We start from the raw sequence: 20,448 nt of genomic DNA, 5'->3' as shown, positions 1-20,448 counted from the left end.
CGTCCCGCCGCTCGCGACACGCCCGGGGTGCGTCGGACGGGGCGAAGATGACGAGTTGTCAACGGCAATTTCCGGTCGGTCATCACCGTACCCCGCATCGTGAGCATGCGTACCCCGGATGGTTCGACGCCGGAACCGTCCTCAGGGAGCGATCAGGGTTTCGGAACACGTGTCGGCGAACCGGCCGCCAGGGCTGATGATCGTCCGGTGGGGGCCTGCTGACCTGGGGTTCCCTGACGAGCCGCGTCGGACCTCCCGGTCGTCCGGCGGTGCGCGCGACCCTGCTATGTCCGTCGGACCGGTCCACGCAACTGCTGTCAGCACCAGTGCGGACACGGACTTGTCCGGCGTGCAGCGGACCCCCCTGTACCCCGTCGTCTGCAGTGGTCACCCCCACGCGAGGGCCACGTTGCGCGGCGAGTCTGCGTTCTGTCTGAATGAGGACACCCGAACCGACCCCGATTTCCCGATGGCGCGGAATCTCCCCTCGAACGTTGAAGCAGGGATCGATGTTCACCTTCATCCTCCAAGTCCGGCAGATGGTCGACGGGCACCCCGAGTTCTACCTGTTCACCGTGTACTCACTGGTGATCTGGCTGCTCTGGTTGCTCAAGGTCGTGCTGTCCGCGCGCTACCGCCCCTTCACCGGCACGTACACCGGGACGACGAGCGTCGTCGTCCCGGTCGTCGACGAGCCGCTCGACCTGTTCCGGGACGTCATCGGCCGCATGGTCGAACAACGTCCCGGCGAGATCATCGTCGTCATCAACGGCGCACGGAACGAGGCGCTCGAAGCGGTCTGCGACGAGTTCGCACCCCTCGTCCGCTGGACCCACACGCCGATCCCGGGCAAGCGCAACGCGGTCAAGGTCGGCACCGAGATGTCCACCGGTGACATCACGGTGCTCGTCGACTCGGACACCGTGTGGACGCCCGGCACGCTGGTCGAGCTCCTCCGGCCGTTCGCGGACGAGTCCGTCGGCGGCGTCACCACCCGGCAGCGGATCCTCGAGCCGACGCGCTCGTGGATCACCCGCTGGGCGGACTGGCTGGAGAACTCCCGCGCGCTCTACTCGATGCCCGCCCAGAGCGTCCTCGGCCAGATCGGCTGCCTGCCGGGCCGCACGATCGCCTTCCGCCGGAACATCCTCGTCCGGGTCATGCACAAGTTCATGCACGAGGAGTTCATGGGCGTCTTCCTCGAGGTGTCCGACGACCGGACACTGACGAACCTGACGCTCAAGGAGGGGTACCGGACCGTCTACCAGTACACCTCGCTGGTCTACACGGACGCCCCGCTGCAGGTGAAGAAGCTGTTCAAGCAGCAGCTCCGCTGGGCGCGCGGCTCGCAGTACAACACGCTGCGGATGCTCCCGTGGATGCTCGGTCACGCGCCGGTCCTGGCACTGTTCTTCCTGACCGACATCATCCTGCCGTTCATGCTCTTCGGCGTGATCGCCGGCTGGGTCTACCGGGCACTCACCGGGCAGGGCCAGAACCTCTACGAGGGGATCCTGCACCAGTACGGGTTCTCGACCGGGTTCGTCTACGTGGCGGCGCTCATGGTCGTCTCGAGCGTGCTGAGCATGGCGATCCGGCAGATGCGGCACCTCGCCGAGAAGCCGTCGGACTTCTTCCGGCTGCCGATGTTCATCATCGTCTCGACGTTCTTCCTCATGCCGATCCGCCTCATCGGGTTCTTCCGCCTGGCCCACGCGAGCGGCTGGGGGACGCGTGCCGGTGCCTACGCCGGCGGACCCGTCGAGGAAGCGCCGGCGCAGCCGCAGCCCAGCACGGGTGTGGTGCCGATGAGCCCCGTCGACCGCGACCCGTCCGCACCGGTCGGAGTGGTGGACGAGCAGGCCGCCGTCGACCGCGCGTTCGACGGGATCTTCGGACCGGACGCCACCACGGCCTCCACGACGACCGTCCTCGCCACCCGCCGCGACGTCGCCACCGTGACCGAGCGAGCGGCGCAGCGCACCCCGAAGCCCACCCGCACCCGTCGACTCAACCCCTACGCGTCGATCCCGTACGTCATCGGGATCGCGGTCTTCGCACTGGAGGCGTTCCTCATTGTCTGATCTCCCTCGCCCCACCGGTACCTGGTGGGCTCCCTCGACGCGACACGCCAAGCGCACCGCGGTGGGCATGGCGGCCATCGTCGCCGTCCTCTCGCTCATCACCTGGTCGGTGTGGATCTCGCCCTCCGGCCCCGTCTCCTCTGCGGTCAGTCGGGCGCTCGGCGTCCCCACGAAGCAGGAACCGTCCGCTGACGCCGACGCCCTGCAGGCGAAGCTCACCGCGGCCCAGCAGCGGATCTGGAAGCTCGAGGGCAAGCTGCAGAGCACCACGGCGCAATCCGGCTCCCGTGGGGACCAGGTCGCGCAGCTCAAGGCCCAGATCGCGGACCTGCGGTCGCAGCTCGGGCACGCACGGACCGCGTCCGGCTCGGACTCCTCCTCGGGAGGCTCGTCCTCCTCCGGCACGTCGGCCTCGGCGAGCGGCGGGACCGGTGGGGCGGGAGCGCACGGCGGCTCGTCCGGCCACGGCGGCGGCCCGACCGTGGTGCCGGGGAAGGGCGGCCCGTCCACCGACCCCGACCCCGCCACCCCCATCGACGTCCCGACCAAGGCGGAGGTACTCGCGCAACAGTCCCGCTGGTACGGCCTCTACACGGCGCAGTCGCCCTTCAACTGGGCCGAGTACGACCAGGTGTCCCAGCAGGTCGGCCGGTCCACGAACATGGTGGGCTACTTCCAGGGCTTCGACCAGGACTTCAACGCGAACGCCGTGCAGCGCTCCTGGACGAACGGGCGTGTCCCGATGCTCACGTGGGAGAGCCGGCCCCTGAAGACCGGCAACGACCAGAAGTACGTCCCCGGCTACACGAACAGCGACATCACCGGCGGAGCGTTCGACCGCTACCTGACGGAGTACGCCGAGGCCCTCGTCGCGAACGGGCAGCCCGTCGTCATCCGGCTCGACCACGAGATGAACGGCAGCTGGTACAACTGGGCCGACGGCACCGCCCAGCGGAACGCACCCGGGTCCTTCGTCGCGATGTGGCAGCACGTGCACGACGTGTTCGACCGTGCCGGGGCGAACGACTACGTCATCTGGAACTGGTCGCCGACCCGCATCGACGCCCTGGGCAACGCGAAGTACCAGACCCTCGACTACCTCGAGGCGTACTACCCGGGCGACGACTACGTCGACTGGGTCGGCATGAGCGGCTACTACCGCAAGGCCGCCGAGGCACCGACGTTCGACACCACCTTCGCCGCGACCCTCGAGCAGATCCGGCAGATCGCGCCGGACAAGCGGATCCTGCTCAGCGAGATCGGCGCGACCGAGACCGGTGCCGCGGTGACCGACGGCCAGAAGGCGCGGTGGATCACCTCGCTCTTCGACGCCCTCGCCGACCCGGCCAACGCGGACGTCATCGGCTTCGCGTACTTCAGCGAGACCGCCACCACCATCGTCGACGGTGCCCGCACCACCAACGACTGGCGTCTCAACTCCCGCGCCGACAGCCTGGCGGCCTTCGCCGCCGGCATCGCGCGCAACGACATCGACTACGACCTGCAGGAGGTCAAGAAGTGACCACATCGAAGCAGTCGACCACCTCGGCCGACACGCGCCCCGCACCCGTCATCAGCGTCATCGGCACCGGCTACCTCGGCGCCACGCACGCCGCAGCGATGGCGGAGATGGGCTTCGAGACCATCGGCGTGGACGTCGACCCGGCGAAGCTCGCGGCGCTCTCCGCTGGTCAGGTGCCGTTCTACGAGCCCGGACTGCCCGAACTCATCACGAAGCACGTCGCGACCGGGCGGCTCCGCTTCACCGCGTCGATCGCGGAAGCGGTCGCTGCGGCCGACGTCCACTTCGTCTGCGTGGGCACCCCGCAGAAGGCCGGGTCGCACGCGGCGAACCTCGCCTACGTCGAGAGCGCCACCCGCGGCGTCGCCGAGAACCTCACCCACCCTGGTCTCATCGTCGGCAAGTCCACCGTCCCGGTCGGCACCGCCGCTCGGCTCCGCCGGATCGTCGCCGAGTCCACACCCGCGGGCATCGACGCCGAACTCGTCTGGAACCCCGAGTTCCTCCGCGAGGGCAAGGCCGTCGAGGACACGCTCCACCCGGACCGCCTCGTCTGGGGCGGCGCATCCGAGGCCGCGGACGCGGTGATCCGCGAGGTCTACGCCGCCCCGATCAGTGAGGGCACCCCGGTCATCACGACCGACCTCGCGACGGCCGAGCTCGTCAAGGTCAGCGCGAACGCGTTCCTCGCCACGAAGATCTCGTTCATCAACGCGATTTCCGAGATGTGCGCGATCACCGGCGCGGACGTCTCGACCCTGTCGGACGCCCTCGGGCACGACGACCGCATCGGCCGCAAGTTCCTCAACGCCGGCCTCGGCTTCGGTGGGGGCTGCCTGCCGAAGGACATCCGCGCCCTCATGCACCGCGCGAACGAGCTCGGTGCGGGAAGGGTCGTCGGGCTCATGCAGCAGGTCGACGAGATCAACATGGGCCAGCGCCAGCGGGTCATCGACATGGCGATCGAGTCCGCCGGGGGTTCGGTGCTCAACCGCCGGGTCGCCGTCGTCGGTGCGGCGTTCAAGCCGATGACCGACGACGTCCGCGACTCGCCGGCGCTCAACGTCGCCGCGGCCCTGCACCTGCGCGGTGCCCAGGTGACGCTGTGGGACCCGGAGGCGATGGAGACCGCCCGCCGCTCGTTCCCGACGCTGACCTACGCCGGGTCGATGGTCGAGGCGATCGAGGGCGCGGACCTCGTGCTCGTCCTCACCGAGTGGGACGAGATCGTCGAGGCCGACCCGGTCGCCCTCGCGGCGGTCGTCGGTCAGCGCGTCGTGATCGACGCGCGCAACTGCCTCCCGGCCGACGCCTGGGTCAGGGCGGGTTGGACCGTCCGGTCCCTCGGCCGGCCGGCACCCGTCGCGGGTGCAGCGCCGAGCGTCGCCGCCGGCGCGACGGACACGCTGGCGACGGCACGCTGACCCAGCCCGGGTCGAGCGGGGCCCGTGCCGAGGACGGCACGGGTCCCGCGCTCGTGGTGCGCCGCCCCCGCCCCGGTGATGGCGCACCTCGCCGCGCCTCGGCCCGGCAGACGGCCTGCGCGGTCCGCGGGCCGCGGATCGTCCGCTCAGCCGAGGCTCGGCGTCGGCGATCGGTGGTGACGGCCTGGAGGCCCGGTGTCGGTCCGACGGGTCGGTGCCGGGCCTCCCGTCCGTCTCGGCGCCCCGCCCTCCGGACGCGGACACGAGGAAGGGCCCCGCACCTGACGGTGCGGGGCCCTTCCTCGTGCGCGGAACTCAGACGCCGAAGTACAGCTCGTACTCGAACGGGTGCGGACGCTGCGCGAGGGGGAGGATCTCCTTCTCGCGCTTGTAGTCGATCCAGGTCTGGATGAGGTCCTCGGTGAAGACGTTGCCCTTCGTGAGGAACTCGTGGTCCGCCTCGAGCGCGTCGAGCGCCTGGGACAGGCCGGCCGGCACCTGGGGGATGTTCTTGGCCTCCTCCGGCGGGAGCTCGTAGAGGTCCTTGTCGACCGGCTCGTGCGGCTCGATGCGGTTCTGGATGCCGTCGAGGCCCGCCATCAGCTGCGCGGCGAACGCGAGGTACGGGTTGCCCGACGCGTCCGGCGCGCGGAACTCGATGCGCTTGGCCTTCGGGTTCGTGCCCGTGATCGGGATACGGATCGCCGCCGAACGGTTGCCCGCCGAGTAGACGAGGTTGACGGGGGCCTCGAAGCCCGGGACCAGGCGGTGGTACGAGTTCACCGTCGGGTTCGTGAAGGCGAGCAGGGCCGGCGCGTGACGGAGGATGCCGCCGATGTACCAGCGGGCGACGTCGGACAGGCCGCCGTAGCCGTTCTCGTCGTAGAACAGCGGGGTGCCGTCGGACCACAGCGACTGGTGGGTGTGCATGCCCGAACCGTTGTCGCCGAACAGCGGCTTCGGCATGAACGTGGCGACCTTGCCCCACTGCTCGGCCGTGTTCTTGACGATGTACTTGAACTTGAGGATGTCGTCCGCAGCGTGGACCAGCGTGTCGAACTTGTAGTTGATCTCCTGCTGGCCACCGGTGCCCACCTCGTGGTGTGCGCGCTCGAGCTCGAGGCCGGCGTCGATCAGCTTCAGCGAGATGTCGTCGCGGAGGTCAGCGGTCTTGTCGACCGGCGAGACCGGGAAGTAGCCGCCCTTGTACGGGGTCTTGTTGGCGAGGTTGCCGCCCTCTTCCTCGCGACCGGTGTTCCAGGCGCCCTCTTCGGAGTCGACCGAGAAGAAGGACTCGTTCTGGGTGACCGAGTAGCGGACGTCGTCGAAGATGTAGAACTCGGCTTCGGGGGCGAAGAACGCGGTGTCGGCGATGCCGGTCGAGGCGAGGTACTTCTCGGCCTTCTTCGCCACCTGGCGCGGGTCACGGCCGTAGATCTCGCCGTTGCGCGGGTTGTAGATGTCGAACACCATGATCAGCGTGCGCTCCGCGCGGAACGGGTCCACGTACGCCGTCGTCACGTCGGGGATGAGCTGCATGTCCGACTCGTGGATCGACGCGAAACCGCGGATCGAGGAGCCGTCGAAGAGCTGACCGACGGCGAAGAAGTCCTCGTCGACCGTTGATGCGGGGATGTTGAAGTGCTGCTGGACCCCGGGGAGGTCCGTGAACCGGATGTCGAGGAACTTGACGTCCGTGTCCTTGATGAAGGCGAGCACCTCGGAGGAATCACTGAACATGCGAGTCGGTCTCCTGTGGGGTTGGGTGGTGTCGAGGGAACCAGGAGGCACCCTCCGACGAGGCTAGAGACACCGGGTTTCCCGGACGTGACTGCGTTGTTTCCAGCGTGTTACGCACCGGGCGAGCGCCTACGCTGGGGACATGGCCCGCTCCACTCCGTCCACCCCGCCCGCAGCCGGTTCCGGACGGACCGAGTGGCCCGGCAAGGCCCTGGGGCTGCCGGAGTCCGGGCCACGGAGCATGGGCAGCTTCGGACGCCGGTTCCTCGGACTGCTCGTCGACTGGGCCCTGGCGTCGCTGCTCTCCCTGGCCATCGGGACCTACGGCGCCGCCGGCAACTTCGTCACGCTGGGGATCTTCGCCGCGCTGCAGGTCCTGTTCATCGCGCTGCTGTCCGGGTCGTTCGGGCACCTCTGTGTCGGGCTGCGCGTCGTCCCGATCCGCGGCGGCTACGTCGGGGTGTGGCGGCCGGTGGTCCGCACGCTCCTGCTGTGCATCGTCGTCCCGGCGTTGATCCACGCGAAGGACGGCCGTCCGCTCCACGACGGTGCAGCCGGCACCGTGCTCGTCCGCCGCTGACGCTCGTCCGCCGGACTCTCGCGTCGCAGGACGGTCGCGTCGCAGGACGGTCCCGCCGCCGGCGCTGCCCGGCGTCGCAGCCCACGGACGGCGAGCAGGAACGACGATGCTGCCGGGGAACGACGACGCCCCCGGCCGCAGTGGCCGGGGGCGTCGTGACGTGGAGGAGGCGATCAGCGCGGGCGTCCCGCACGGACGCGCGTCGGGTCGATGCCCTTCGGGATCGCAGCCGCCGGACCGTGCGTCAACGAGTCGAGGCGGTTCGACACCGCGAGCACCTCGTTCCGGTTGAGGGCCTTCTTGTGCTTGTTCATCGCCTTGGGCAGCTTGTGCAGACTCACCTGGCCGTCCGCGTCGCCGACGTTCACGACGTGGATCGGCACGTTCGGCACGATGCGGGCCACCTTGCGGCGTTCCTCCTCGACCTGACGCGTGAGGTTGCTGACCTGGCCCTCGGTGATGAGGATGACGCCCGGCGTCCCGACCGCCCGGTACACCGCGGCCTGCGAGCGACCGTGCACCGCGACCGGCATCTCGCTCGAGCGCCACTGGCGACGGAGCGAGTTCGAGAGCACGGCTCCGACCGCGCCGGGCTGTCCCTCGATCTGCGAGTACGCAGCCCGCTCGGCGAGACGACCGAGGACGATCAGGAAGAGCAGCACGCCGAGCAGGACACCGGCGAGGATCCAGAGGGTGATCGCGAGCCAGTTCTGACCGGGGAGCAGCAGCGCCAACAGGACGCCCGCCACGACCGGACCGAGGAACGCGAGGGCGAACCACCAGACCGACGACGGGTCGGCCCGACGGGTCATGGTGAAGACCTGGTACATCTGCTTGAGACGACCGGGCTCCTTCGCCGGGGTGCTTGAGGAACTGCTGCGTGCCATGCCGTCAAGGATACGGCCTGGCACACAGATCGAAGACCGTCGGTCGCGCGGCTGTGGGCGAACACCGGTTCTCCACCGATGCCTGCTCCGACCGGGAGGCCCGCCCCACCGCCGCCACGCTGGTCGCCATGGAACCGTGGGAACAGATCGACCTCTGTTGGCGTGCGGCAACGCCGTCCGACGCATTCTGGGAATGGGTGGCGGACCGCAGTGCGATGACGCACGACCACCTGGTCGGCATCGCCGAAGTGGGTCGTGACGAGACCGGATCGCTCGTCGTGCACGCGTCCGCGGCCGTCGGCCTGCCGTTGCCCGCTGCGCTCGACCGGATCGGGTCGCCGACGCCCGGGGTCGCCGTGACCCTCACGCTCCCGCTGGTGCAACTCGCCCGGCTCGCGGACAGCGGCGCCGTGCTGCTCGGGACGGCTCGGGTGGAGGACGTCCTCGTCGACGACGCCGGCGCCGTGGTCCTCGTCGATCGTCCGCCCGGCGCCGACGGCACCGTGCCGGCCGGGTCGGTCAGCGGGGCCGAGGCCCTCGTGCTCGCCGTCCGCGCCGTGTGGGACCGGGTCGACCCGAGGGGGACCGGGGTGGCCGGCCCGGGGCTGGTCGGCATCGACGATCGGTGTTCGGCGGCTCGGACTCAGGGCGGTGCCGCTCTCGTCGACCTCGAGCGCGTCGTGCGGGCTGCTGCTCCGCCCCGCCCCGTCCGGTGGGACCCACCACCCCTGACCTTCGCGTTCGACCCTGACCGCGGCGCATCGACCACCAGCGGACGAGTCCGGGGCCGTTCGGCCGACGATCCGTTCGTGCGTGTGTTCGTCGGGTGTCGTGAGCTGGTGTCGTCGGGAGTGCCGTTCGGCCGCCGGCGGATCGGCATCCGCCCGCTCGCCACCGCGGTCGTGGTCACCGTGGGTCTCGTCGTGGCCGCCGTGGGCGCACTCGGGGACGACCGAGCCGCCGACGTCGCAGGCGCCCTCCTGCCGGGCGACGTCCCCGGACGAACGGCGACGGCCCCGCCTCCCATGGGAGAGACGGGGCCGCCGGGGTGACGCGCTGCGCGGTCAGTACCCGAGGTTGGGCGCGAAGTTGCCCTCTTCGAGACGGTTCTTCACGGCCACCAGGTACCGGGACGCGTCCGCGCCGTCGATGATGCGGTGGTCGTACGACAGCGCCAGGTACACGAACGAGCGGATCGCGATGGCTTCCTGGCCGTCGACCTTCACGACGGCCGGGCGCTTCGTCACGATGCCCGTGCCGAGGATCGCCGACTGCGGCAGGAAGACCACCGGGGTGTCGAACAGCGCGCCGCGCGAACCGGTGTTGGTCAGCGTGAACGTGCCGCCAGCGAGCTCGTCGGGCTTGAGCTGGTTGTTGCGCGTCCGCTCGGCGAGGTCGGCGATGGCCTTCGAGAACTGAGCGAGGTCGAGCGACGCTGCGTCCTTGATGACCGGGGTGAGCAGGCCGCGCTCGGTGTCGACCGCGATGGAGACGTTCTCGGTCTCCGGGTAGACGATCTCCTCACCGTCGACGGTCGAGTTGATCTTCGGGTGGGCCTTGAGCGCCTCGGACGCCGCGAGGGCGAAGAACGGCATGAAGGACAGCTTCGAGCCGGTCTTCTCGAGGAACTCCGCCTTGTGTGCGTCGCGGAACTGCGCGACCTTCGTGACGTCGACCTCGACGACGCTGGTGAGCTGTGCGGTCGAGGTCATCGACTGCACGGCGCGCTCGGCGACGACCTTGCGGAGGCGGGTCATCTTCTCCCGCGTCCCACGCAGCGGCGAGACCTCGGGGACGAAGGGACCGGCCTGTGCCGGAGCGGCCGTCGAGCCCGACGCTGCCGGAGCGGCTGCTGCTGCGGAGGCCGCGGCGAGCACGTCCTCCTTGCGGATGCGGCCGCCCACACCGGTACCGGTGACGGTCGACAGGTCGACACCCTGCTCGTTCGCGAGCTTGCGGACGAGGGGAGTGACGTACCCCGAGGCCGCACCGGTGGTGGTGGGGTTCGGGACCTCGGCGGACGGCGTGGAAGCCGGGGCCGCAGCAGCAGGGGCGGCGGCCGGAGCCGGTGCCGCCTTCGCCGGAGCGGGGACCGCGGCCGGCGGGGCCGCGGCGGGCGGCGGGACCGGTGCGGCTTGCGGCACGGGGGATGCCGCCGGCGGCGCGGACGGTGCCTGCGGGGCGGCGGGCTGCGTCTGGCCGGCCGGGGCGGGCTTCGGCTCCGTCGGCTCCGGGGCCTTCACCTCGGTGTCCTGTTCGGTGCTCGGGGCCGTCTCGGGCTCGGTGTCCTGCGCGACCGCCTCGGTCGAGCTGTCGGTGGACTCGGAACCGCCCTGGTCGGAGGAGCCGCCGCCGCCCGAGCCGTCACCGATCTTGACGAGGGGGGTGCCGACCTCGACGGTCTCGTCCTCCTGGACGAGGATCTCCTCGATCACGCCGGCCACCGGCGACGGGATCTCGGTGTCGACCTTGTCGGTGGAGACCTCGAGCAGCGGCTCGTCGACCTCGATCCGGTCACCGACGTTCTTCAGCCATCGGGTGACCGTACCCTCGGTGACGCTCTCTCCGAGCGCCGGGAGGTTGACGGATTCGCTCATCGGGTTGACTCCTCTTCGCAGGCGTGGTGCGTGGTTGTGGTGTTCGTGGTGTGCACGGGCGTGTGGTTCACAGCGCGTGCAGCGGCTTGCCCGCGAGGTGCAGGAACGCCTCGCCGAGGGCTTCGTTCTGCGTGGGGTGTGCGTGCACGAGCGGCGCGACGTCCTCCGGGTGTGCCTCCCAGTTGACGGCGAGCTGAGCCTCGCCGATGAGCTCGCCGACGCGGGCGCCGATCATGCTGACACCGACGACCGGGCCGTCGATGACGCGGACGACCTTCACCGCGCCGGCCGTGCCGATGATGTGGCTCCGGCCGTTGCCGGCGAGGTTGTACTCGTAGGTGTCGACCTTGTCGGCGCCGTACTGCTCCTCGGCCTTTGCCTGAGAGAGACCGACCGAGGCGACCTCGGGGTCGGAGTACGTGACCTTCGGGATGTTCGTGTCGGAGATGACGACCGGGTTGAGGCCGGCGATCTCCTCGGCGACGAAGATGCCCTGCTGGAAGCCGCGGTGGGCGAGCTGCAGACCGGGGACGATGTCGCCGACGGCGTAGACGTTCGGCAGGTTGGTGAGGAGGCGCTCGTTCGTGGTGACGAACCCGCGGTCCATCGCCACGCCGACCTCGTCGTAGCCGACGTTCTGGGTGACCGGACCACGGCCGACGGCGACCAGGAGGACGTCGCCCTCGTAGGTCTTGCCGTCCTCGAGCGTCACGACGACGCCGTTCTCGTGCTGGTCGACGTGGTCGAACCGGACGCCGAGCGAGAACTCGATGCCGCGCTTGCGGAACGCGCGCTCGAGCTGCTTGGACATCGACTCGTCCTCGGCGGGGATGAGGTGCGGCAGGCCCTCGACGATGGTGACCTCGGCGCCGAAGGACTTCCAGACGCTGGCGAACTCGACGCCGATCACGCCGCCGCCGAGGATGACGACCTTGTTCGGGACGTAGTCCATGCGGAGGGCGGTCTCGGAGGTGATCACGCGGCCGCCGATCTCGAGGCCGGGCAGCGACTTCGAGTAGGAGCCGGTGGCCAGGACGACGTTGCGCCCGGTCACGGTCTGGTCGCCGACCTGCACGGTGTTCTGCGAGGTCAGGCGACCCCAACCCTCGACCACGGTGATGCCGCGGGCCTTGATGAGTCCCTGCAGGCCCTTGTACTTCGAGTTGATGACGCCCTGCTGGTACTCGATGACCTTGGGGACGTCGACCCCGGCGAACTCGGCGAGGACGCCGTACTTCTCGGCGTCACGGGTGCCGTCGGCGATCTCGGCCGAGTGCAGCAACGCCTTCGTGGGGATGCAGCCGCGGTGCAGACACGTCCCTCCGAGCTTGTCTCCCTCGATGAGTGCGACGCTCATGCCGAGCTCGGCGGCCCGGAGCGCTGCGGCGTAGCCGCCGCTGCCGCCACCGAGGACCACGACGTCGTAAGTCTGTTCCGTCACCTGGTGCAACTCCCTCGTGCGTGTCAGGGGCGGCTTGGTGTCTCTTGGACGCCGTCCCGGTGGACACCGCGCGGCGGCGTCCGGCGGTCGGACCGTCGGTGCCGGTCCCGTCCCGTCAGTTCCGGCGGGGAGCACGCTGACGCGGCGGCCCCGCCGGAACCAAACCTACTACTTGGACTGCAGGTCTTCTGCGAGTGCGACCAGGGTCCGGACCATCACGCCGGTCGCGCCCTTGCCGAGCCATCCGTATCCCGCGCCGCGGTTCTCCGAGGGGCCGGCGATGTCGAGGTGTGCCCACGGGATGGTCACACCGTCGGCCGTCGTACCGACGAAGCGCTCGAGGAACTTCGCGGCGAGGAGCATGCCGCCCGCGGTCTGGCCGACCGTGGCGTTGACCATGTCGGCGACGTCGCTCGCCAGTCGTGCGTCGAGCTCCTCCGGCATCGGCATCGGCCAGACCGGCTCGGCGACGGCGTCGGCGACGGCGCGGACCCGGGCGACGAACTCGTCGCTGCCCATGAGTCCCGTCGTCCGGTCGCCCAGGGCGACCATCTGGGCGCCGGTGAGCGTCGCGACGTCGACGATCGCGTCGGGCTGCTCGAGCGAGGCCGCGGCCATGCCGTCACCGAGGACGAGGCGCCCTTCTGCGTCGGTGTTGGTGACCTCCACCGTCTTGCCGTTCTTCAGGGTGAGGACGTCCCCGGGGCGCGTCGCCGATCCGGACGGCATGTTCTCGGCGAGGCAGAGCCACGCGGTGACCTTGGTGTCGAGGCCGAGGCGTGCCGCGGCGACCGTCGCGGCGAGCACCGTCGCGGCACCGGTCATGTCGGTCTTCATCCCGAGCATCGACGCCGCGGGCTTCAGCGAGAGGCCGCCGGAGTCGAACGTGATGCCCTTCCCGACGAGCGCGAGGTGCCTGGTGGCTCCGGCGGGCTCGTAGCGGACGACGACGAGCCGCGGCGGACGGACGGACCCGCGACCGACACCGGCGATGCCGCCGAAGCCCTGCTCCTCGAGCTCCGTCTCGTCGAGGACCTCCACGGTGAGGGGCAGCCCGTCGGCGACGGCGGTGGCGACCTCGGCGACGTCGGACGGACCGAGGTCCCCGGCGGCGGTGTTCACGAGGTCGCGCACGAGCGACGCGGCGTCGGCGACGATCGCCGGTCGGACCGTGGCGTCGGCGTCGACCGATGCGGGCGCGACGACGGTGATGCGCTGGTCGCCGCGGGCTGGCCCGGTGGTGCCGGCGCCCTTGTGGCGGGTGAACGCGTAGGAACCGAGGGCTGCGCCCTCGAGCGCGGCGGCGACGGTCTCGTCGTCCTCGGTCGGCAGGGCGAGGGCGATCGTGGCGACGTGCGGGAGCTGGCGGACGGCACTGCCGGCGGCGGAGCGGACGGCGGCGGGGCCGGTCGCACTGCCGAGCCCGACGAGCGCGATGCCGGCGGCGGCGACGCCGGCGGGTGCGCCGCCGGGGATGCGGACGAGTTGGTCCTTCGCGCCGGTCGCGCCGACGGCGCCGAGGTCGAGCTGCTCGAGGCCGGCGACGGTGCCGGCAGCGCTCGGTGCGAGTGTCGCGGGGCCGCCGTCGGTGCCGGGACGGACACCCACGACGAGCACGTCGGCGTCGACGGAGGCGGGGGAGGAGGAAGTGGTGGAGAGCGTCGGTCGGACCATGCGTCCAGCCTACTGACGGCCCTCTGTCGGCCTGTTCGCTGTCGGCGTGGGCCGCTGCCCGGGTGGCGTCGGTGGCCCCGCCTAGCATTGGCCTGGTGAACCACCCCGAGGACCTCTACACGCTCGACGAGTCCGCCCCGACGGTCCCTGCCGGGTTGCACCTCGTCGCCGCCCTCACGGGCTTCGCGGATGCGGGTTCGGCGGTGGCGCAGATCACCGCGTCGATCACCGGCACGCTCGAGACGCAGCTCGTGGCCGAGTTCGACCCGGACGTCCTGCTCGACTGGCGTGCCCGTCGTCCGGTGATCACCTTCGAGCACGACCACATCACCGCGGTGGAACCGCCGCGGCTGACCCTGCACCTCGTGCGTGACGAACTGGGGCAGCAGTTCCTGTTCCTCTCCGGGTACGAGCCGGACTTCCAGTGGAACCGCTTCGTCCGCGCCGTCGTCGACCTGGCCGAGGACCTGCAGGTCGCGGACACGACGTGGGTGCAGGCGATCCCCATGCCGGTCCCGCACACCCGGTCGATCGGCATGACGATCTCGGGCACCCGCGCCGACCTGGTCGAGTCCCTGAGCGTCTGGAAGCCCGAGACCCAGGCGCCGGCGAACGTCCTGCACCTGGTCGAGCACCGTCTCGCCGAGCTCGGGCAGCAGGTCACCGGACTCGTGCTGCTCGTGCCGCACTACCTGTCCGACACGGAGTTCCCGGACGCAGCGGTCGCCGCCCTGTCCGGCATCTCGGCCGCGACCGGGCTCATCTTCCCGACCGACGCTCTCCGCGAGGAGGGCCGGGAGTTCCTGTCCCGGGTCGATGAGCAGGTCGCCGGCAACGCCGAGCTGCAGCGGCTGGTCGGGGCGCTCGAGCAGCGCCACGACACGTACATGGAGGGCAACCCGGTGGCGTCGCCGCTGACGGGCGCCGACGGTCAGGTGCCGACGGCGGACGCGATCGCCGCCGAGCTCGAACGCTTCCTCGCGGACCGTCGCACGGCCGACGACGACTGACGTCGGTCCGGAGGCCCGGGTCGCCCCCGCTGGTCCGCCTCCCGCCGTCACGCCTCCCGTCCCGACGGACGCCGCGCGGTGCGCGCGGCCCGTACCCGGTGCTCCACAGCCCGCGCTCCGGGCTGATCCGTCCACCGGCACCGGCGGACGCGCAGGTGCCGCTCGAGCGGTGGCTAGCCTGGTCGGGTGAACTCCCGCCGCGCCTTCGTCGTCTGGGGCGTCGCCGTCCTGGCGTACGTCCTGGCGGTCGTGCAGCGGTCGTCCCTCGGTGTCTCCGGGGTCGACGCGCAGGACCGTTTCGCCGTGTCCGCCGCCGTGCTGTCGACACTCGCCGTCGTGCAGATCGCCGTGTACGCGGGCCTGCAGATCCCCGTGGGGATCGCGCTCGACCGCGTCGGCCCGCGGCGACTGGTCCTCCTCGGAGCGCTGCTGCTGACCATCGGTCAGGCCGTGGTGGCCCTGTCGCCGACCATCGGCCCGGCGATCGTCGGGCGGGTGCTGGTCGGTGCCGGCGACGCGATGACCTTCATCTCGGTGATGCGTCTGCTCCCGATGTGGTTCACCGGGTCCCTGCTGCCGCAGATCTCGCAGTGGACGGGCAACCTCGGGCAGGTCGGCCAGATCGTCTCCGCGTTCCCGTTCGCCCTGCTCCTGCACTCCCTCGGGTGGGACGCGGCGTTCGGCGTCGCGGCGATCGCCAGCGCGGTCGGACTGGTCCTGGCGGTGGTGTTCGTCCGGGCCGGTCCGGTGGCCGTGCGCACCGACACGATCCCGATCCCGCACTCGTGGGCGGCCGCGTTCAGCACGTTCGGCCACGCACTCCGACGCCCGGGCACGCAACTCGGGTTCTGGTCGCACTACGTCACCCAGTCGTCGGGCACGGTGTTCAGCCTGCTCTGGGGTGTGCCGATGCTCCGCGGGCTCGGGTACTCACCGACCGAGGCGGCGAGCTTCCTCACCGTCATCGTGGTCGTCGGGTTCGTCGCGGGACCCGTCCTCGGGCTCCTGTGCGCACGCTTCCCGATGCGGCGCTCCAACCTGGTCCTCGGGATCGTCACGGCGCTCGGTGTCGTGTGGACCGCCGTCCTGCTCTGGCCGGGTCAGCCACCCACGTGGCTCCTCGTCCTGCTGGTGGTGGCGATGGGTGTCGGCGGCCCCGGATCGCTCATCGGGTTCGACTTCGCCCGGTCGTTCAACCCGGTGGGGTCGCTCGGCTCGGCGAACGGCGTGGTCAACGTCGGCGGCTTCCTGGCGGCCTTCGTGATGATGTTCGCGATCGGTACGTCGCTCGACGTGCTGGCGTCCGCTTCGGGGACGGAGACGTTCGCCTGGCAGAACTTCCGCGTGGCGATGACCGTGCAGTACGTCGTCGTCGGGTTCGGCGTCGTCATGCTGCTGCTCGCACGCCGACGCACCCGCGCGCGTCTGCACGCAGAGGACGGAATACGGGTGGGGCCGCTGTGGGTTGCACTCGTTGCACGCTTGCGGAAACGGCGCGTGCAATAATGACCACGGACCCTTTCGGGTTCCCCGCGTCCGACGTCGGGGGACTTGACATGGGTCCTAGTGCTGCCCGGAACGGTAGGACCAGACGACGTGGGGGACTGCGGCGGTGGCCCTGGGCGGCGAGGGAAGGCCACGACCCCAGGAACGTGGCACGACGAGGAAGGTGATCGCATGGCTGCCCGGAGCACGACGGTCGATCCCACGAAGGACACCACGCCCGACGGCGTCGTGGCGGAAGACGCCACGGAGACGGAAGGCACGGTCGCGCCGAAGAAGCGCGCCACCAGGACCACCACCGCCGCCAAGAAGGCCGCCCCGAAGAAGGCGGCTCCGAAGAAGGCGGCCGGCAAGAAGGCCGCGGCCGCCGCTGACGACGAGGACGGCGACGGCGAGGACGACGCGCCGGTCGAGGTGGCGGAGGACGTCACCGAGACGACCGACGACGTCGCCGAGGACACCGAGGACGACTCGGCTGCGAAGCCCACGACCGAGGCTGCCGCGGTCGCCGCGGGTGCGCTCGTCATCTCCCAGACCGACGACGACGAGGCACCGGTCTACTCGACGACCATCACGGGCGCCACGGCCGACCCGGTGAAGGACTACCTCAAGCAGATCGGCAAGGTCGCGCTGCTCAACGCCGAGCAGGAGGTCGAGCTCGCGATGCGCATCGAGGCCGGCCTGTTCGCCGAGGACAAGCTGCAGCACTCCACCGGCCTGTCGAAGCCGGAGGAGCGCGAGCTCCGCTGGGTCGCTCGTGACGGTCAGCGTGCGAAGTCGCACCTGCTCGGGGCGAACCTCCGCCTCGTCGTGTCGCTCGCCAAGCGCTACACCGGCCGCGGGATGCAGTTCCTCGACCTCATCCAGGAAGGCAACCTGGGTCTGATCCGTGCGGTCGAGAAGTTCGACTACACCAAGGGCTTCAAGTTCTCGACCTACGCGACGTGGTGGATCCGCCAGGCGATCACCCGTGCCATGGCCGACCAGGCGCGCACCATCCGAATCCCCGTGCACATGGTCGAGGTCATCAACAAGCTCGCCCGCGTCCAGCGGCAGATGCTGCAGGACCTCGGCCGCGAACCCACGCCGGAAGAACTGGCGCGCGAGCTCGACATGACGCCCGAGAAGGTCGTCGAGGTGCAGAAGTACGGCCGCGAGCCGATCTCGCTGCACACGCCGCTCGGCGAGGACGGCGACTCCGAGTTCGGTGACCTCATCGAGGACACCGAAGCCGTGGTCCCGGCCGACGCCGTGGGCTTCACGATGCTGCAGAAGCAGCTCGAGAGCCTGCTCGACTCCCTGTCCGAGCGCGAGGCCGGCGTGATCCGGATGCGCTTCGGCCTCGGCGACGGCCAGCCGAAGACCCTCGACCAGATCGGTGACACGTTCGGCGTCACGCGCGAGCGCATCCGTCAGATCGAGTCGAAGACGATGGCGAAGCTCCGCCACCCGTCCCGGTCGCAGTCGCTCCGCGACTACCTCGAGTAGGCCGGACGTGCGCTTCGCGATCCCGATCCTGGTCGGGCGGATCCTCCGTGCCCTCGCTCGTGCGCGGGGCGGTGGGTCCGCCTACCCGGGCTACATCGTCCTCAAGCTCGTGCCGGACTTCCTGCAGCACGTCACGCGACAGTTCCCGAACGGCGTCGTCTTCGTGCTCGGCTCGAACGGCAAGTCCACGACGACCCACATGATCTCCGAGATCGTGCGCGCGCACGGGCTTCGGGTCTTCACGAACCCGTCCGGTGCGAACCTGCCGCAGGGCATCGCGTCGGCGCTCCTCTCCGAGGTCTCGCTCACCGGCAAGCTCAAGGCCGACATCGGGATCCTCGAGGTCGACGAGGCCTTCGCGGTCGAGCTGGCCGGCATCCTGTCGCCGTCCACGGTGACGATGCTCAACGTCCAGGTCGACCAGCTCTACCGGTTCTTCGAGACCGAGCGCGTCGCGACGATGATGCTCGACACGGCGGCCCTGTCGACCGCGAACGTCATCACGAACCACGACGACCAGTTCCTCGACGCCTACACGGCCGTCGAGGGGCAGCGTGTGCTCCGGTTCGGCGCCAGCACCGAGGTCGTCGCCGCCGCGCCGAACGGCCTGCAGAACGCCGACGACTTCGTCGCGGGAGCCGATCGTGCGCAGACGACCGCGGACGCCGAGGTCGTGACCTTCACGGGTGACGGTGCGACGATCGCCTTCGCCGGCGACCAGGTCCCGGTGCGTCTCCCGGCGCGCGGCCTGCACTACGCCGTCGACGCGGCGGCGGCCACCGCCACCGCGAGTGCTGCCCTCGGCGAGCAGTTCCGCCCGGACGCCGTGACGAAGGCGTTCGAGCGGATGAAGCCGGCCTACGGCCGTGGTGAGCGGCTGCCGATCGCGGGGGAGTCCGCCGAGTTCACGATGTTCAAGAACGCGGCGAGCCTGCAGCTCAACCTCGATGCCCTGCCGGCGCACCCGGAACAGGTGCTCATGGCGATCGACGAGGGCACGCCGGACATCTCCTGGATCTACGACATCGACTTCTCGAAGCTCGACCACGTGGACGTCGTCTCGGGTGACAAGGCCTGGCAGATCGCGATCGCCCTGGAGCACGCCGGCGTCCGCATCGGCCGGGTCGAACCCGACGTCGAGTCGGCCATCCGCCACATGCAGGGCCTCGGCGCGACGACGACCGGCACGAAGAACTTCATCGTCAACTACGAGATCATGATGATCGCCCGGAAGGCCCTCGGCCACCCGGACCTGGAGAAGACCGCATGACGGCCGATCGCCTGACCATCCTGCACGTGTACCCACGCCAGATGGGTGTCTCCGGCGACCGCGGCAACGTCGCGGCGCTGGTCCGGCGTGCCGACGCGGCCGACATCGCGACCGAGGTCGTGGAGTACGCCCCGGGTGACGAGCTGCCCACGACGGCCGATGTCGTCCTGGTCGGGAACGGACCGCTCAGTGCGATGCGGTCCCTCGGTGCCGACGTCTCCCGCATCGGAGCACCCCTGCGTGCGTTCGCCGCGGCCGGAGTGCCGGTCATCGCCGTCGGTGGGGGATTCGACCTCGCCACGCAGCAGGTCGTCCCCACCGAGGGAGCACCGGTCGACGGCTTCGGGGTGTTCGACGCCCGTGCTGTCCGCGGTGCCGAGCGCCGGGTGAACTACTTCGTGCTCGAGACCCGTTACCCGCTGCTCCCGGGGGCACCGACGCGTCTGGCGGGGTTCGAGGACCACGCCGCGCGCATCGAGCTCGCCGACGGTGTCGAGCCGTTCGCCGACGTCGTGTCCGGCGGCGGCAACCAGGCCGGCGCCCCGGTCGAGGGAGCGATCGCCGGGACGTCGTTCGGGACCCACACGCAGGGACCGATCCTGCCGCTCAACCCGCAGCTCACCGATGCGGTCCTCGCGGCGGCGACCGCGCGGCTCGGCCGGTCGTACGCGCCGGACGCGGAACGCACCGCCACGATCGACCGCTACGCCCGCGAGGCGCGCGCGACGATCGACCGCTACGTCGACAAGGCGTTCAAGCGCATCGCCTAACGACGCGCTGCCCGCCGTCCGGTGGGCGACAGACCGGAGGCCCGGTGCTGGTTCACGGAACCGGCACCGGGCCTCCAGTCTGTCGCGGCGGCGTCGCCTGCTCGGACGGGTCCTACTTGGACTCGTGGAGTCGCGACGACTCGTCGTGCCACTCGAGTGCGGTGGCAGCCAGCTTGTCCTTGAACTCGGCGCCGTGGTGGGCGCAGAACAGGAGTTCACCACTGGCCATGGTGGCGCGGATGTAGGCCTGCGCACCGCAGCTGTCGCAGCGGTCGGCCGCGGTGAGCTGGTGGTTGTTGCTGAGTTCGTCGACGGAGAGGTCCTGCACGGTCTGGGTCATTGCTGTGCTCCTCACGGATCGCAGTACGGTGCGGTGAATGCACCCATTCCAACACGTCCTGCCTGGATGCCCCGCATCCTGACGGGCCTCGTTCGCTGAGCGCGGAGCGGTTGTCCCC

At 70.4% G+C, this 20,448-nt stretch carries 16 protein-coding genes; 10 read left to right on the top strand and 6 right to left on the bottom strand.

From position 1 onward, the window contains the following. Positions 1-509: 509 nt before the first annotated feature. Genes DEI83_RS02585 through DEI83_RS02575 form a run of 3 tightly spaced genes read left to right on the top strand, consistent with a single transcriptional unit; the run spans position 510 to position 5,030 of the window. Positions 510-2,084, top strand: coding sequence for a glycosyltransferase family 2 protein (locus DEI83_RS02585; RefSeq protein ID WP_111080244.1), 1,575 nt, complete (start codon positions 510-512; stop codon positions 2,082-2,084). After that, complete coding sequence (locus DEI83_RS02580) at positions 2,077-3,606, top strand: glycoside hydrolase family 26 protein (protein WP_146243220.1); 1,530 nt, start codon at positions 2,077-2,079, stop codon at positions 3,604-3,606. Before DEI83_RS02585 ends, DEI83_RS02580 begins: the two co-directional genes overlap by 8 nt. Then, on the top strand, positions 3,603-5,030 hold the full coding sequence (locus DEI83_RS02575; protein ID WP_111080242.1) for a UDP-glucose/GDP-mannose dehydrogenase family protein: 1,428 nt from the start codon (positions 3,603-3,605) through the stop codon (positions 5,028-5,030). The genes DEI83_RS02580 and DEI83_RS02575 overlap by 4 nt, the downstream gene beginning before the upstream one ends. 315 nt (positions 5,031-5,345) lie before the next feature. Here DEI83_RS02575 and glnA read toward each other — a convergent pair whose 3' ends face one another. After that, positions 5,346-6,770, bottom strand: a complete 1,425-nt coding sequence (gene glnA, locus DEI83_RS02570; RefSeq protein ID WP_110825433.1) for a type I glutamate--ammonia ligase — start codon at positions 6,768-6,770, stop codon at positions 5,346-5,348. 142 nt (positions 6,771-6,912) lie between these two features. Here glnA and DEI83_RS02565 point away from each other — a divergent pair, with 142 nt between their 5' ends. After that, the gene (locus tag DEI83_RS02565) at positions 6,913-7,350 is read left to right on the top strand and encodes an RDD family protein (RefSeq protein ID WP_111080241.1); all 438 of its coding nucleotides are present in this window, start codon (positions 6,913-6,915) and stop codon (positions 7,348-7,350) included. Positions 7,351-7,523: 173 nt separating this feature from the next. Here DEI83_RS02565 and DEI83_RS02560 read toward each other — a convergent pair whose 3' ends face one another. Then, the gene (locus DEI83_RS02560) at positions 7,524-8,237 is read right to left on the bottom strand and encodes a DUF4191 domain-containing protein (RefSeq protein ID WP_111080240.1); all 714 of its coding nucleotides are present in this window, start codon (positions 8,235-8,237) and stop codon (positions 7,524-7,526) included. 128 nt (positions 8,238-8,365) lie between these two features. On the opposite strand from DEI83_RS02560, the gene DEI83_RS02555 reads away from it, so the two are divergent. Next, the gene (locus DEI83_RS02555) at positions 8,366-9,289 is read left to right on the top strand and encodes a hypothetical protein (RefSeq protein WP_146243219.1); all 924 of its coding nucleotides are present in this window, start codon (positions 8,366-8,368) and stop codon (positions 9,287-9,289) included. A 12-nt stretch (positions 9,290-9,301) separates the two neighbouring features. Here DEI83_RS02555 and sucB read toward each other — a convergent pair whose 3' ends face one another. From sucB to DEI83_RS02540, 3 genes are all read right to left on the bottom strand, one after another. Further along, entirely contained in the window at positions 9,302-10,834 is a 1,533-nt protein-coding gene (gene sucB / locus DEI83_RS02550) for a 2-oxoglutarate dehydrogenase, E2 component, dihydrolipoamide succinyltransferase (protein WP_111080238.1), read from the bottom strand. Positions 10,835-10,901: 67 nt separating this feature from the next. Then, complete coding sequence (lpdA, locus tag DEI83_RS02545) at positions 10,902-12,275, bottom strand: dihydrolipoyl dehydrogenase (RefSeq protein ID WP_111080237.1); 1,374 nt, start codon at positions 12,273-12,275, stop codon at positions 10,902-10,904. A gap of 168 nt (positions 12,276-12,443) precedes the next feature. Then, a complete protein-coding gene (locus DEI83_RS02540; protein WP_111080236.1) occupies positions 12,444-13,949 on the bottom strand; it encodes a leucyl aminopeptidase in 1,506 nt (501 codons plus the stop codon). A 95-nt stretch (positions 13,950-14,044) separates the two neighbouring features. On the opposite strand from DEI83_RS02540, the gene DEI83_RS02535 reads away from it, so the two are divergent. From DEI83_RS02535 to DEI83_RS02515, 5 genes are all read left to right on the top strand, one after another. Beyond that, positions 14,045-14,959 carry a proteasome assembly chaperone family protein gene (locus DEI83_RS02535; protein ID WP_111080235.1) on the top strand — a complete coding sequence of 305 codons (915 nt, stop codon included), beginning with the start codon at positions 14,045-14,047 and terminating at the stop codon, positions 14,957-14,959. Positions 14,960-15,145: 186 nt separating this feature from the next. Next, entirely contained in the window at positions 15,146-16,465 is a 1,320-nt protein-coding gene (locus DEI83_RS02530) for a nitrate/nitrite transporter (RefSeq protein WP_111080234.1), read from the top strand. 171 nt (positions 16,466-16,636) lie between these two features. After that, positions 16,637-17,950: an RNA polymerase sigma factor gene (locus tag DEI83_RS02525; protein WP_111080233.1), complete on the top strand. Its 1,314-nt coding sequence runs from the start codon at positions 16,637-16,639 to the stop codon at positions 17,948-17,950. Between the two features lie 7 nt (positions 17,951-17,957). Continuing rightward, positions 17,958-19,220, top strand: a complete 1,263-nt coding sequence (locus DEI83_RS02520) for a MurT ligase domain-containing protein (RefSeq protein WP_111080232.1) — start codon at positions 17,958-17,960, stop codon at positions 19,218-19,220. After that, entirely contained in the window at positions 19,217-19,990 is a 774-nt protein-coding gene (locus DEI83_RS02515; protein ID WP_111080231.1) for a type 1 glutamine amidotransferase, read from the top strand. The genes DEI83_RS02520 and DEI83_RS02515 overlap by 4 nt, the downstream gene beginning before the upstream one ends. 112 nt (positions 19,991-20,102) lie before the next feature. Here the strand turns inward: DEI83_RS02515 and DEI83_RS02510 are convergent, their stop codons facing one another. After that, positions 20,103-20,330, bottom strand: a complete 228-nt coding sequence (locus DEI83_RS02510) for a hypothetical protein (protein ID WP_111080230.1) — start codon at positions 20,328-20,330, stop codon at positions 20,103-20,105. Positions 20,331-20,448 lie beyond the last annotated feature (118 nt).

The organism is Curtobacterium sp. MCBD17_021, assembly GCF_003234525.1.
Lineage (GTDB): Bacteria > Actinomycetota > Actinomycetes > Actinomycetales > Microbacteriaceae > Curtobacterium.
The sequence above is the reverse complement of the archived record's forward strand: the minus strand, read 5'-3'. Positions and strand labels throughout refer to the sequence as shown.